The sequence below is a fragment of the Acinetobacter sp. CIP 102529 genome (assembly GCF_000368325.1).
Taxonomy (GTDB): domain Bacteria; phylum Pseudomonadota; class Gammaproteobacteria; order Pseudomonadales; family Moraxellaceae; genus Acinetobacter; species Acinetobacter parvus.
This window is the reverse complement of the sequence record NZ_KB849355.1, coordinates 489137-501375: the sequence shown is the minus strand read 5'-3', so window position 1 is coordinate 501375 and position 12239 is coordinate 489137. Positions and strand designations below refer to the sequence as shown.

Sequence of the window (12239 nt, the reverse complement as noted above, 5' to 3'; positions counted from 1 at the left end):
ATGTCTATGGCGCAAACCATTCAGGATGCCTGGAATAAACAGGCAGCATGGTTAGTGTTGTTGCGTCCATTGTCATGGTTGTACCGTTTTGGTTTTTGCCTGAATCAGGGCTTGTATAGAACTGGAATCAAGAAAGTATATACCGCACCTGTGCCTGTGATGGTGATTGGTAATATCACGGTTGGGGGAAGTGGCAAAACGCCGTTGTTGATTCAACTGGTCAAGTATCTTCAACAACACAATATTCGTGTTGGAGTGATTAGCCGTGGTTATGGCGGTAAGGGAGATTTTCCTGCGCTGGTGACCACAACCTCTGAACCTGATCAAGTGGGTGATGAACCCTGTCTGATTGTACAGGCAACCCATGTTCCCATGGCGGTTGGTCCAAACCGTCAGGCAGCGATTGAACTGTTATTAAAATCTACCGCGATTGACCTGATTATGAGTGATGATGGTTTGCAGCATTGGGCTTTGGCACGTCAGCTTGAATGGATTGTGCTGGATCAAAACCGTGGTTTGGGCAATGAAAAGTTATTACCTGAAGGTTATCTGCGTGAGCCTAAATCACGCTTAAATAGAAGTACGGTCATTGAACATACTAAAATTGCACGAGCTCAGCGAAATATGCATTTAGAGATTGGCCAACCTTATTTGCTTAATCCCAATTCAAGCACAAACACTTTTGATGCCAAGCAGTATTTTAATGCTGTGGTGGGGATTGGCTTTCCGCAGCGTTTTTATCAAACACTGAATAAGCTCGGTGTTAACCAATATCAGGCACATGAGTTTCCAGATCATCATGATTATGAAATTGCTGATTTAACATTTGATCATCATGATGTAATTATCACGACTGAAAAAGATGCGGTTAAGTTCAAGACATTATTAAAGCAACATCCTGAATTTAACATTCCCATTTGGGTGGTGCCTGTAGAGGCAGTTTTATCATCAGATTGTTATGACTTGCTGCGGCAACAGTTACAGCAAGTCGGGATTCAATTTTCTTAGAGGGCAACTATGAAACACATCGTTATTCCTGCACGTTTTGCCAGTTCTCGTTTACCAGGCAAGCCTTTATTGCTTATTCATGGTCGCCCAATGATTTTGCGCGTAGTTGATCAAGCCAAAAAAGTACAGGACTTTGATGATTTGTGTGTGGCAACGGATGATGAGCGTATTGCCGAAGTGTGTCGAGCTGAGGGAGTGGATGTGGTCTTGACCCGTGCTGATCATCCATCAGGCACAGATCGGTTAAGTGAGGTTGCCCGTCTAAAAGGCTGGTCTGCCGATGACATTATTGTCAATGTTCAGGGTGATGAGCCTTTGCTTCCAGCACAGTTGGTACAGCAGGTAACGCAACTTCTGGTTGAGCAACCACAATGTTCAATGTCTACTTTATGTGAGCCTATTCATCAGTTAGATGAGTTTCAACGTGACAGCATTGTGAAAGTGGTGATGAGCAATCGCAATGAAGCATTGTATTTTAGCCGTGCCACCATTCCGTATGATCGTGATGGAGTAAAACAGTCACCGCCCACCTTGCATGATCAGGCATTCCGCCATCTGGGTTTATATGCTTACCGTGTCAAATTGCTACAAGAATATGTCACTTGGGAACAGGGAAATCTGGAAAAACTGGAAAGCCTGGAGCAATTGCGTGTATTGGAAAACGGCCACCGTATTGCGATTGCTGTTGCAGAAGCGAATTTACCTCCTGGGGTAGATACACAAACGGATTTAGACCGTTTAAATGCGATGCCTGTTAGTTTATTTGAGTAGTATTGAGTGATATGCAACAAACCATGATTTATCCCTGGCATGAGCAAACATGGTCTTTGCTCACCACGCGCTTTCCTGAGCTTGGTCATGGTTTGCTGTTTTATGGTAAACAAGGCTGCGCCAAGCAGGAGTTTGCCGAACGGTTTGTTGCATGGGTACTTTGTCTGAATAAACAGGCTGAGGCGGCATGTGGTGAGTGTTCTAGCTGCCAATGGCTGAAATCTGACACCCATCCCAATTATGTGCATATCACCACAGACGAAGACAATAAAAAGCAAAATGCAAAAATAAAGATTGAAAAAATCCGTGACTTATTACCTTTCGTGCAGCAGACAGGTGAAGGCTGGCGTGTGGTAATGATTGAGCCAGCGGAAGCACTGAATATTGCCTCTTCCAATGCATTGCTCAAGACCTTGGAAGAACCAGGTGAGCGTGTGGTGCTGATTTTAGTTGCCGATCATTACTTGAAACTACCCGCAACCATCCGCAGTCGTCTACAACATTTCGCCTTGGATCGTCTAACCCCTCAAGAGTCACAGACTTTTGTGCGACAGCAAATTCCAGATTTAACATCTGAGCAAACTTCACTGTTGTTGAATCTTGGCAATGATATGCCGTTAAAGGCAATCGAGATTCAACAGAGTCACTGGCTAGAGAAACGGGCTACATTTTTAAATGACTGGTTGAAGCTGGTATCTGAAAAGAATATGCCTTTGTACTACGCCAACAAGTGGTCTAAGGAATTAAATTTTTCAGAATTTCTGATCATGTTTGAATATCTTTTAGCTGATGTCATTGCTTTAAAATTAAATCAGTCAATCAAGAATGATGATCTGGATTTTCAAAAACTTGGCCAATGCTATGATCTGGAAAGTTTGTTTGAAGTTTATTCAGATCTACAGCAGCAGAAATTGATGGTGGAGCAAAATGTTCAAACCCAACTGGTGCTTGATAAGCTGTTCATACAATTAATGAATGCTTAATTCTTGGTATTATATAGCTAAATTCTAAAAATACTAGCACAAGGAAATATCTGTAAAACCTCATTTCCTATGGTTTTAGGTGTGATGATAAATGAAGTATTCAGCTATAGATAAAAAATATAAAGAAAATTCTTCTGTTTAAAGAACAAGCAAATTCCTTTGGTTTGAACGTTTTTATTAAACATTATTTGTTGTTTCCAGCAATGTTTCCTATAATCAAAAGTAACGATGTAAATGCTTTAACTCATTACTTATCTTTTATCTGCTAAGTCTGAGTTAGATTGATTTTTATAGATGGTTCAATTTGTTAGATTAATCAGCATGATATAAAAGTGTTCGGTTTTTATGTTAACAGGGGAATGTTATGCAACCACAAATGATGGGTGGAATTATACAGGTCAATATTCCTGATAAAGCAACGTTGCAATCAAGTTATATGCCTTTTGTTCAAGGCGGCGGTTTATTTGTTCCAACCAAGCAGGCGGTCAAGATGGGACAGGAGGTATTTGTTCTGGCAACCTTACCAGATCAGGCACAGAAGATTCCGTTGACAGGTAAAGTGATCTGGATTTCTTATAAACAAACACATTTTAAACCACAGGGTTTTGCAATCCAACTGATGGGTGAAAAAGGTGTGTATTATAAAAATGAGGCTGAAAAGTTGCTGGCAGGTTCAAAAGGCCTTGATCGCCCAAGTTACACCATGTAAGCGTTATAGATAGGAAAAAAAGAGTGTTTGTTGATACGCATTGCCATTTAACCATGCTGGATTTGACACCTTATCAAGGAGATCTGGATCAGGCACTTGCACAGGCCAGACTCGCGGGTGTGTCAAAATTTATGGGAATTTCAGTTGATCTGGATGACCATATTCAATTGTCACAGATCGCGTCCAGACATGTGGATGTTGGCTATACGGTTGGTGTTCATCCATGTGAGGATGAGCAGACCATGGCACGCGCGACAACAGATTATTTGGTGGAGCTTGCCCAATCTGAAAAAGTCTGGGCTTTGGGTGAAACTGGTCTGGATTACTATCACAGCACTGATTTTATTGCAGCGCAAAAGCAGTGTTTTGCACGGCATATTCAGGCCTCAAAGATTATAAAGAAACCTGTGGTGGTACATACACGTTCGGCTAAGCATGACACGGTTGATATTATAAAGACTGAGCAGTCAACGCATGGAATATTGCATTGTTTTACCGAAGACTGGGAAACTGCGAAAGCTGTTCTGGACTGTGGCTACTACATTTCATTCTCTGGCATTATCTCATTTAAAAATGCACAGGATTTGCGAGATGTCGCTAAACAGGTTCCACTTGACCGTGTACTGATTGAAACAGATAGTCCTTATTTAGCACCTGTACCTTATCGTGGTAAAACCAACGAACCGAAATATGTGCCGTATGTAGCAAAAGCACTCAGTGATGTATATGATAAATCGGTTGAAGAAATTGGCATGATCACTGCCCAAAATTTTGAAAATCTTTTAAATTTGAAATAAACGGTTTTGTTGTATTAGGAAAGAGAGTTATTACGTGAAAATGGATCGGCAAGCTCAGTTCAGAGCACGAGAAGTATTAATTTTTCAAATCGCGGAGCAACTCCTATTAGAAAATGGTGAAGCGGGCATGACACTAGATGCCTTAGCAGCGGAACTAGATCTTGCAAAAGGGACCTTATACAAACATTTTCAAAGTAAAGACGAATTATATATGCTGCTTATTATTCGCAATGAGCGCATGTTACTTGAAATGATTCAAGATACTGAAAAAGCTTTTCCAGAACATTTGGCTTTTTTTATGCTGCATCATTTGCATCATCCTGAGCGTACCGCTTTATTTCACCAAATCGAAGAACGTCTTTCAACAACGGGTCAGGGCATTCAGTTGCTGTTTAGTGAATTATATAAAGTGCGTCGGCAACGTTTACGTATCATCATTCGAATGACTGAGAGTTACTTGTTGGACATCAATAGCACCATGACCACACGTGATTATCTCGCCTCCATTTGGTCGTTGACCTATGGCGCGGCTGTAATTTTGAATTCGAGTTTTTATCAACGTTACATTGGATCGCGAGACACATTGCGTGTTGCTTATATTGAACAGGCACTCGCATTACCCAAGTTACTTGAATCTGCTTTACCTTAGTTGAAAAGACGATGAGATCATCACTGCGATTACAAAAAGCCTTTACTCTGATTGAGGTCATGGTGGTGATTGTCATTATGACGATTATGGCATCTTTGGTGGTGTTAAATATCGGTGGAGTGGATCAACGTCGAGCAATGCAAGCTAGGGAAATGTTTATTCTTGATCTCAAAAAAATTAATAAAGAAGCGACAGATCAGGCCAAAGTTTTTGCCTTAAATACTCAAAATGCTACAGATGTTGCCCCATTTAGTTATAACCTGTTTGAATATCACGATCAGAGTCGGGAGCAGATTCAACAGGCAGATCGTACTTGGCGGCTCTATAAAGAATTTAAAACCCGACAGTTACCAGATCGTGTTTCTTTCGGTATTCAAAGCTTAGACACGGCAAACTATAGCAAAGCGAAAAATGAAGATTTATTGGGTGGTAAAACACCACAACTAATTTGGTTCGGCAATGGTGAAGTGAAACCTGTTCGAATTCAGTTCTATTATGAGCAACAACCAATTGGCCATGAGTTAGAGCTAGATCATTTGGGTAAAATAGATGAAAATTAAAGATTCAGATGATAGCTCTCCATCTTCTTGCGAAGCTGCGCTTTTCAGGGTGAAACGTTGTTTCACTAACCTCTATACTCGAAGCATAGCTTCTCGCCTTGCAGCAGGGCCGAGCGGTGCTCGATTTAATCGTGCTCACTTCGAGCATAGCTCTTCGTCTTGCGCTCGAGTGAAACGTTGTTTCACTAACCCTCGCTCAGGATTTACCTTACTCGAAGTAATGGTGGCTTTGGCGATTTTTGCCGTGGCTGCCATCGCGTTAACGAAAGTCGCGATGCAATATACGCAATCGACAGCAAATGCAATCTTAAGGACAAAGGCACAATTTGTCGCAATGAATGAAGTGGCAAGGATGGAAATCAACCAGGAATGGCTGGATGGGACACAATCCAAGCAAGTGACTTCGCATGGCGAAACGTGGCAAATTGACAAAAAAGCACAATCTACCATTAGCCCGAAGATACAACGCATCGAGTTACAAGTCAGTTTATTTAATAATGAACAAGGGAAGGTTGAAGCGGGTGTTACTAATCTTGTGTTCTTTAACTATCCAGCAAAGGCTAGAACACAATGACATATAATTTCGAGCATCGCTTTTCAACTTGGATTCGGGCTAAGCGTGGTTTTCTTGCAAAGCGATCTAGGCCTGCTTTCAATCGTTCTTCACCTCAGTCAGGATTTACCTTAGTGGAATTGCTGGTTGCAATCGCAATCTTTGCTGTACTTTCCATGTTGGGGTGGAAGGTATTTGATTATCTATTAAAAGTAAAAGATAGAAATGCAGAGCATGAAATGCATTTATTTGCCTTGCAAGATGCTTATCAGCAGGTTTTAAGAGACAGCTTGCAGATTATTCCATTGACTGCAAATGATGGTCGACAGTTACAGGCTGCTATTGTGTTGAATAATCAATATTTTGCTTTTAGCAAAGCAGGTGTTTCTGACCCATTGAAACAGGGACTATCACCTTATGAACGTATTGAATATCGATATGACTCTACACAAAAGAAAGTATATCGACTGAAATATTCAAATCTTAATATTCCAAATCGTGTACAGCCAGTCTCAAGTACCTTATTGGAGAATGTTGATCAATTTAAAGTGATGGTTCTGAATCCTCAAGAGCTAACTCAATGGCCAGAAAATAGTGATCCAAACAATATTGCCGAGCTCAAGAAATTACCCTTGGGTTTGAAAATACAGCTGACCGTTGCTGGTACTGATTATGAATGGATCTTTAGCCTGTTAAATACGCAAGTTTATTCACAATACCTAGGGAACTCAAATATAAATGGGGGAATAAACCCACCGAATAAAGATGGATCAAATTCATCTAATCATACCGAGCTTCCATCACAATGATTAAGATAAAAGAACGCGTCAGTAAAAAGTCTCATGGATTTGGGGCATCTCAGCATGGTGTCGCCTTATTGACCATTCTGGTGATGGTAGCTTTAGCGACAATTTTAGCAGCGACTATCGCGAAACGACAAACCAATACCTCGGAAAATACGGGGTATTTGATGCGTCAAAATCAATCTTTATTATATGCAAAAAGTGCAGAAGCTTTCTTCTCTGAGTTGCTCATTCAAGACAGTGATAATGGTGGTGCGATTGATCATTTACAGGAAAACTGGGCGAAACCAATGCCAGCCTTTCCTGTAGAGAATGGTTTTGTTTCAGGCCGTTTGCTGGATGAGTCTGGAAAATTTAATTTAAATAACTTGTTAAAAGCTGATGGTAGTGTGGATGACTCTGCAAGACGCTGGTTTGAAAAATTATTGCAACGCGTCGGGTTGCCTGCTGAGTTGAGTCAGGCCGTAATTGACTGGCAAGATGCCGATGATGAAACCACGGGTGCGATGGGCGCAGAAAGTAATTATTATCAGGGTTTGGATCCCTCATACTTGGCTTCCAATACCAAATTTCATCAGGTAGAGGAGTTAAAGCTGGTCAGAGGATTCGAGGGAAAAAATTATGACCTCATTGCACCGTATGTCACTGCATTGCCAGAAGCCACAAAAATCAACATCAATACAGCAGCTCCGTTATTGCTGGCAAGTATTGATCCTAAAATAGATGTGAAAACAGTAGAGCAGGAGCTAAAGGCCAAACAGGCAGAGTTGACTTATTTCAATAGTGTTGAGGACTTATGGAAACTGAATGCATTTTCTGGAATAGAACCACAAAACAAAAGCGATGCTGTGGCATGGCTAGACAATAAATCGAATTATTTTACAGCACAGATTGAAGTAGTTTTAAGTGAACGCAAACGACAGTTTAGCAGTGCCATGATGCGTAAAGACAAGCAGGTGACAGTCTATTCCAGAAGTCTTGCGCCATTTAATGCCGATGTGCCAGCATTGTAGAATCGAGTTACCAAACCTAAAGTGTATAAATTGGATGATTGAATGGTCACAGGGTTTAAAATCAATCACAATGCTTGTTTTTTTGCTTTATAATAAAATCCATTTTGCAAAATAAGATCAGCTTGGTGCATGTTAATTCGTAAATTATTTAAGTTTGAAAATGCTCATATTGTGCGTAACTGTACATCGGACCGTTGTAAGCGTTCGATTCATGGGCACAGCTATAAAGTTGAATTACTGTTAAAAGCCTCAAAGCTGGATCATGGACAAATGGTTTATGATTTTGGGTTGTTAAAAGGTGTGATTAAGGAGCTTTTTGATAGTTTTGATCATGCCATTTGCTATTGGCAAAAAGATGACCCTGAATATATCGCCGCATGTCAAACATTTAGTGCACGGTGGATTGCGTTACCTGTTTCGCCATCTGCTGAGCAATTTTCACGGATTTTCTTTTATCTGGCACAGCAGGTGCTTCATTCAACCACTACCCAAAATGGTGAGGGTGATGTAGAGGTTTATTCGGTGATTGTGCATGAAACGGATACAGGTTATGCACAAAGTTTCATAGAAGATATTGAAAACGAACAAATGGGTATCTTAAATTTAGACCAGATTATTTTTTCAGAACAGGTGCAGGCGGAATGGAGTGATCCTCAAATGTATGACAACCTGAAAAAGGGAGTAAGATTCCAGAATCCGAATGTAGAACTACAAGTCAATATCTGAGAGATCCTCTACTTTACAACCAATGAATTTATTGCAGGGAATGTTGATGCAATTTACTGAACAACAGCAGGACAAGTTAAATAAAGTTCAGTTGGATGAGTCCTGGAAAACCTCATTGTCAGAGTTTTTACTGAGCCAAAAAATGGATAACTTGCGTGAATTTTTGCAGCAGGAAAAACTTGCCGAAAAAACCATTTATCCTCCAGGTAAACAGATTTTTAGCGCACTGAATACAACACCTTTAAATGAGGTAAAGGTGGTGATTTTGGGCCAAGATCCATATCATGGCCCAAATCAGGCAAATGGTCTAAGCTTTTCTGTACAAAGAGGGGTTGCATTACCACCATCTTTGCGTAATATTTTTCATGAATTACATACTGATCTCACAGTGCCGATTTCCCGTCATGGGGATTTAAGTAAATGGGCTGCTCAAGGGGTATTGCTATTAAACAGTGTACTGACTGTTGAAGCAGGACAGCCAACTTCTCATCAGAAACAGGGATGGGAAGAGTTTACCGATGCTGTCATTGATGTGTTGAATGAACAGCGGGAGCATGTGGTCTTTATTTTGTGGGGTGCGTATGCACAACGTAAAGGACAGCGCATTGATCGAAATAAACATCTAGTGTTAACAGCTGCACATCCCTCACCTTTGTCTGCAAACCGAGGTGGTTTTTTTGGCTGTAAAGTATTTTCTAAAACAAATCATTATTTGAAACAACATGGCATTGAGCCAATAGACTGGCAACTGGACGCATAATGACTTCTCCCGATTTAAATAGTTATCACCCAGATTTAATTATCGAAAACGCTAAAAATGGTTGGCGTATTGTTCGTTTAAACCGACCAAAATCTTTACATGCACTTGATGAGTCAATTGTGAGTGCTTTATTGAAAGTATTTGAATATTTTCATGAAGATGACAGTGTTAAAGCAATCTGGTTTGATTCAACCACACCAAAAGCCTTTTGCGCGGGTGGTGATGTTCGTAAACTCCGTCAACTTGTCATTAATAATGAAGTAGATACGGCAAATAAATTTTTTGAACAAGAATATGCGCTTGATTTATTGCTTCATAACTATGCTAAGCCAATCGTAGTTTGGGGTGAAGGTTATGTCATGGGTGGTGGTTTAGGACTATTCATGGCCGCGCCTTTCCGTCTAGTCACACCTTATTCACGTCTTGCAATGCCTGAAATCAATATTGGTCTCTATCCTGATGTAGGGGGAAGTCGTTTTCTTGCAGATCGTGGTCAAATTGGGCTGTTTACAGGTTTAACGGGTTCAATTATGACTGCAGCTGGTGCTTTTAGCATTGGTTGGGCAACTCATATTTGTGAAGCACAGCGAGATAATGTTCTTCAAAAAGTTTTGAATGTGGATTGGAATCACTATCCTGCGGGTGCTTTCCGTGCCATTGATGATACTTTAAATAGTCTACATCGTCCTGTAGCGGCAGGTCCTCTGCAAAACTCAATCGATGTGATTCATAGTGTTTGCCGTGGTCAAAGTTTTGAGTATGACTATCAAGCGATTATTGGTCTGAGTGATGCAAGTAGTGACTGGTTACGTCAGGCAAGTGAGAATCTGCAAAAAGGTTCTCCAAGTACTGCTGCGATTACATGGTTGCTATGGCAATGGGGCAAGCAAGGGCATGCCTGGGATGAAGTTTTTGCATTAGAATCACAAATCTCTGACTGGAAAATTCGTCATCCCGATTTTGTCGAGGGTGTCCGTGCACGTTTAGTTGATAAGGACTTATCACCAGAATGGAAAGCAGCCGAGAAAATCACATTACAAGATATTTTATCTCACTGCCCTCCAGTGACCACGATTGATAGCTGGAATACATTATTAAGACAATATGGTGTGATTGTTTAACCCTATATGAGTTCAACTGAAACGAATGATGAATACTGGATGCAGTTTGCTTATGAGCAGGCTAACCTAGCCGCATCACAGGACGAAATTCCAGTTGGGGCTGTAATTGTAAGCCAGAATAAGGTGATTGGTTCGGGTTATAATGCACCCATCAAGCTTTCTGATCCAACTGCACATGCTGAAATCCAGGCACTTCGTTCCGCCTGTCAGGCTATAGATAATTACCGTTTGCCAGATGATGCCACACTTTATGTGACGCTTGAACCTTGTACGATGTGTGTTGGCGCACTCATTCATGCCCGTATCAAAAAAGTAGTGTTTGCTACAACAGAGCCTAAAGCTGGTTCGTTGGTCAGTGCAAGACAGCTACTTGAAAGCGGCTATTACAATCATAAATTCACTTTCGAACAGGGATGCATGCAGGCACAGTGTTCATCCCAGTTAAGTGAGTTTTTTAAGCGTAGACGTGATGAAAAGAGAAAAATCCATTCGTCAAAAACGCCCTTAAATGATTCATAATGCCCTTGTAGTTGTGGCAAACTAGGCCCTCCCATGATTTTGGTTAGATCAAAAAGGCGAAGCTATGCGTAATGCAATCACCATAAAAAAAGAATTCAATGCACCCATCTCTGATGTTTTTGATTTATTGTCAAAACATGCAACCTACAACAAGGCGTTTGCACCTTTACAGGTGGTGCGGGTAAAGGATTCTGCTGACCCTCAACGTCCTGATGGCATCGGCTCAATTCGTCGTATGGGTTTTGGCCCGATTAAGCCATTACAGGAAGAGATTACCCTGCTGGAAGAAAACAAGCGGATTGAATATAAGCTGATTAACAACCCATTGGTAAAACATCATTTGGGACAAATTGATTTTAGGGAAATTACACCCTACATCACTTTGGTGACCTATAAGATTGAATTTACCGCAAAAGCACCATTTGTAAGTAAATTAGTTCTTGCACAACTCAAGGCAGCGATTACACTAGGTTTTTCAAAATTAGCAAAATCAGTTGCTTCATAAGAGACAGGAATGACAGTTCAAATTATTACGATTGATGGTCCTAGTGGTTCTGGCAAAGGGACCTTGGCAGCCAAAATAGCTGCTTATTATGGATTTAATCTTTTAGACTCTGGTGCTTTATATCGTTTACTCGGGCTGTCATTATTTCAAAAGGGCTTGTTGGACCAGATTGAGGCAAGGCTGGAACAATGTGTTGATGATGCAACTCATTTGGATATTGAATTTAAATCAAATGAGACCGCTACGCAGGTGTTGCTTGAGGGGAAAGATGTCACCAATACCATTCGAACAGAGCAGGTCGGTGAGTATGCTTCTAAAGTGGCAACTGTGCCAGAATTAAGAAAGGCATTATTTGAACGTCAACGTGCATTTATCCAGCATCCAGGACTGGTTGCCGATGGCCGTGACATGGCAACTTCAATTTTTCCTGAAGCGCAAGCCAAGCTATACCTTACGGCATCAGCCGAATCGCGTGCTGAGCGACGTGTAAAACAGTTGCAGGGTATGGGGCTTGATGCTAAAATAAGCGACATTTTATCTAACATACAGGCTAGAGATAAAAGAGATATGGAGCGTGAAGTCGCTCCGCTCAAGCCAGCGGAAGACGCCTATATCATTGATAGCTCTACAATAGGCATTGATGAGGTCTTTAAGCTCATGGTTGATTATATCGATAGTCGTATATAAATAGATATTCAATGAATTTTCAGTTGAAGCATGGTCTGGTCAGATTTTATGGCTATGTAACAACTTAACTAAACC

16 protein-coding genes are annotated in these 12239 nt (G+C 40.9%); all 16 read left to right on the top strand.

Annotation, left to right across the window (positions count from 1 at the left end; genetic code table 11):
- The 16 genes from lpxK (at position 1) to cmk (ending at position 12164) form a co-directional block, all read left to right on the top strand.
- Positions 1-1008 (top strand): tetraacyldisaccharide 4'-kinase, encoded by a 1008-nt coding sequence (lpxK, locus tag F972_RS07480; protein WP_004682236.1) that lies wholly within the window; start codon positions 1-3, stop codon positions 1006-1008.
- A 9-nt stretch (positions 1009-1017) separates the two neighbouring features.
- Positions 1018-1779: a 3-deoxy-manno-octulosonate cytidylyltransferase gene (kdsB, locus tag F972_RS07475; protein WP_004769400.1), complete on the top strand. Its 762-nt coding sequence runs from the start codon at positions 1018-1020 to the stop codon at positions 1777-1779.
- Between the two features lie 11 nt (positions 1780-1790).
- Positions 1791-2762, top strand: a complete 972-nt coding sequence (locus F972_RS07470; RefSeq protein WP_004769398.1) for a DNA polymerase III, delta' subunit — start codon at positions 1791-1793, stop codon at positions 2760-2762.
- 364 nt (positions 2763-3126) lie between these two features.
- The gene (locus F972_RS07465; protein WP_004682232.1) at positions 3127-3471 is read left to right on the top strand and encodes a PilZ domain-containing protein; all 345 of its coding nucleotides are present in this window, start codon (positions 3127-3129) and stop codon (positions 3469-3471) included.
- Between the two features lie 23 nt (positions 3472-3494).
- Positions 3495-4268, top strand: a complete 774-nt coding sequence (locus tag F972_RS07460; protein ID WP_004682231.1) for a TatD family hydrolase — start codon at positions 3495-3497, stop codon at positions 4266-4268.
- A 40-nt stretch (positions 4269-4308) separates the two neighbouring features.
- Positions 4309-4917: a TetR/AcrR family transcriptional regulator gene (locus F972_RS07455; RefSeq protein ID WP_004757931.1), complete on the top strand. Its 609-nt coding sequence runs from the start codon at positions 4309-4311 to the stop codon at positions 4915-4917.
- 11 nt (positions 4918-4928) lie between these two features.
- Complete coding sequence (locus F972_RS07450) at positions 4929-5477, top strand: pilus assembly FimT family protein (protein ID WP_034422915.1); 549 nt, start codon at positions 4929-4931, stop codon at positions 5475-5477.
- 169 nt (positions 5478-5646) lie between these two features.
- Positions 5647-6051 carry a type II secretion system minor pseudopilin GspI gene (gene gspI / locus F972_RS07445; protein WP_228127137.1) on the top strand — a complete coding sequence of 135 codons (405 nt, stop codon included), beginning with the start codon at positions 5647-5649 and terminating at the stop codon, positions 6049-6051.
- On the top strand, positions 6048-6839 hold the full coding sequence (gene gspJ / locus F972_RS07440; protein WP_004757935.1) for a type II secretion system minor pseudopilin GspJ: 792 nt from the start codon (positions 6048-6050) through the stop codon (positions 6837-6839). Before gspI ends, gspJ begins: the two co-directional genes overlap by 4 nt.
- Positions 6836-7846: a type II secretion system minor pseudopilin GspK gene (gene gspK, locus F972_RS07435; RefSeq protein WP_004769396.1), complete on the top strand. Its 1011-nt coding sequence runs from the start codon at positions 6836-6838 to the stop codon at positions 7844-7846. The genes gspJ and gspK overlap by 4 nt, the downstream gene beginning before the upstream one ends.
- Before the next feature lie 129 nt (positions 7847-7975).
- Complete coding sequence (locus F972_RS07430; protein WP_004757937.1) at positions 7976-8572, top strand: 6-pyruvoyl trahydropterin synthase family protein; 597 nt, start codon at positions 7976-7978, stop codon at positions 8570-8572.
- A gap of 46 nt (positions 8573-8618) precedes the next feature.
- The gene (gene ung / locus F972_RS07425) at positions 8619-9332 is read left to right on the top strand and encodes a uracil-DNA glycosylase (RefSeq protein ID WP_004757938.1); all 714 of its coding nucleotides are present in this window, start codon (positions 8619-8621) and stop codon (positions 9330-9332) included.
- Positions 9329-10453, top strand: a complete 1125-nt coding sequence (locus F972_RS07420; protein WP_171062538.1) for an enoyl-CoA hydratase/isomerase family protein — start codon at positions 9329-9331, stop codon at positions 10451-10453. Before ung ends, F972_RS07420 begins: the two co-directional genes overlap by 4 nt.
- A gap of 6 nt (positions 10454-10459) precedes the next feature.
- Positions 10460-10972 (top strand): tRNA adenosine(34) deaminase TadA, encoded by a 513-nt coding sequence (gene tadA, locus F972_RS07415; protein WP_004769395.1) that lies wholly within the window; start codon positions 10460-10462, stop codon positions 10970-10972.
- 64 nt (positions 10973-11036) lie between these two features.
- Positions 11037-11477 carry an SRPBCC family protein gene (locus F972_RS07410; protein WP_004769394.1) on the top strand — a complete coding sequence of 147 codons (441 nt, stop codon included), beginning with the start codon at positions 11037-11039 and terminating at the stop codon, positions 11475-11477.
- 9 nt (positions 11478-11486) lie between these two features.
- A complete protein-coding gene (cmk, locus tag F972_RS07405; protein WP_004679477.1) occupies positions 11487-12164 on the top strand; it encodes a (d)CMP kinase in 678 nt (225 codons plus the stop codon).
- Positions 12165-12239: the final 75 nt, after the last annotated feature.

Excerpts from the sequence above, each read along its gene's own strand:
- cmk (WP_004679477.1), top strand. The coding sequence starts at position 11,487 with ATGACAGTTCAAATTATTACGATTGATGGTCCTAGTGGTTCTGGCAAA.
- F972_RS07470 (WP_004769398.1), top strand. The coding sequence starts at position 1,791 with ATGCAACAAACCATGATTTATCCCTGGCATGAGCAAACATGGTCTTTG.
- kdsB (WP_004769400.1), top strand. The coding sequence starts at position 1,018 with ATGAAACACATCGTTATTCCTGCACGTTTTGCCAGTTCTCGTTTACCA.
- F972_RS07430 (WP_004757937.1), top strand. The coding sequence starts at position 7,976 with ATGTTAATTCGTAAATTATTTAAGTTTGAAAATGCTCATATTGTGCGT.
- gspJ (WP_004757935.1), top strand. The coding sequence starts at position 6,048 with ATGACATATAATTTCGAGCATCGCTTTTCAACTTGGATTCGGGCTAAG.
- F972_RS07465 (WP_004682232.1), top strand. The coding sequence starts at position 3,127 with ATGCAACCACAAATGATGGGTGGAATTATACAGGTCAATATTCCTGAT.
- F972_RS07410 (WP_004769394.1), top strand. The coding sequence starts at position 11,037 with ATGCGTAATGCAATCACCATAAAAAAAGAATTCAATGCACCCATCTCT.
- F972_RS07450 (WP_034422915.1), top strand. The coding sequence starts at position 4,929 with ATGAGATCATCACTGCGATTACAAAAAGCCTTTACTCTGATTGAGGTC.
- tadA (WP_004769395.1), top strand. The coding sequence starts at position 10,460 with ATGAGTTCAACTGAAACGAATGATGAATACTGGATGCAGTTTGCTTAT.
- F972_RS07455 (WP_004757931.1), top strand. The coding sequence starts at position 4,309 with ATGGATCGGCAAGCTCAGTTCAGAGCACGAGAAGTATTAATTTTTCAA.
- gspK (WP_004769396.1), top strand. The coding sequence starts at position 6,836 with ATGATTAAGATAAAAGAACGCGTCAGTAAAAAGTCTCATGGATTTGGG.
- ung (WP_004757938.1), top strand. The coding sequence starts at position 8,619 with ATGCAATTTACTGAACAACAGCAGGACAAGTTAAATAAAGTTCAGTTG.
- lpxK (WP_004682236.1), top strand. The coding sequence starts at position 1 with ATGTCTATGGCGCAAACCATTCAGGATGCCTGGAATAAACAGGCAGCA.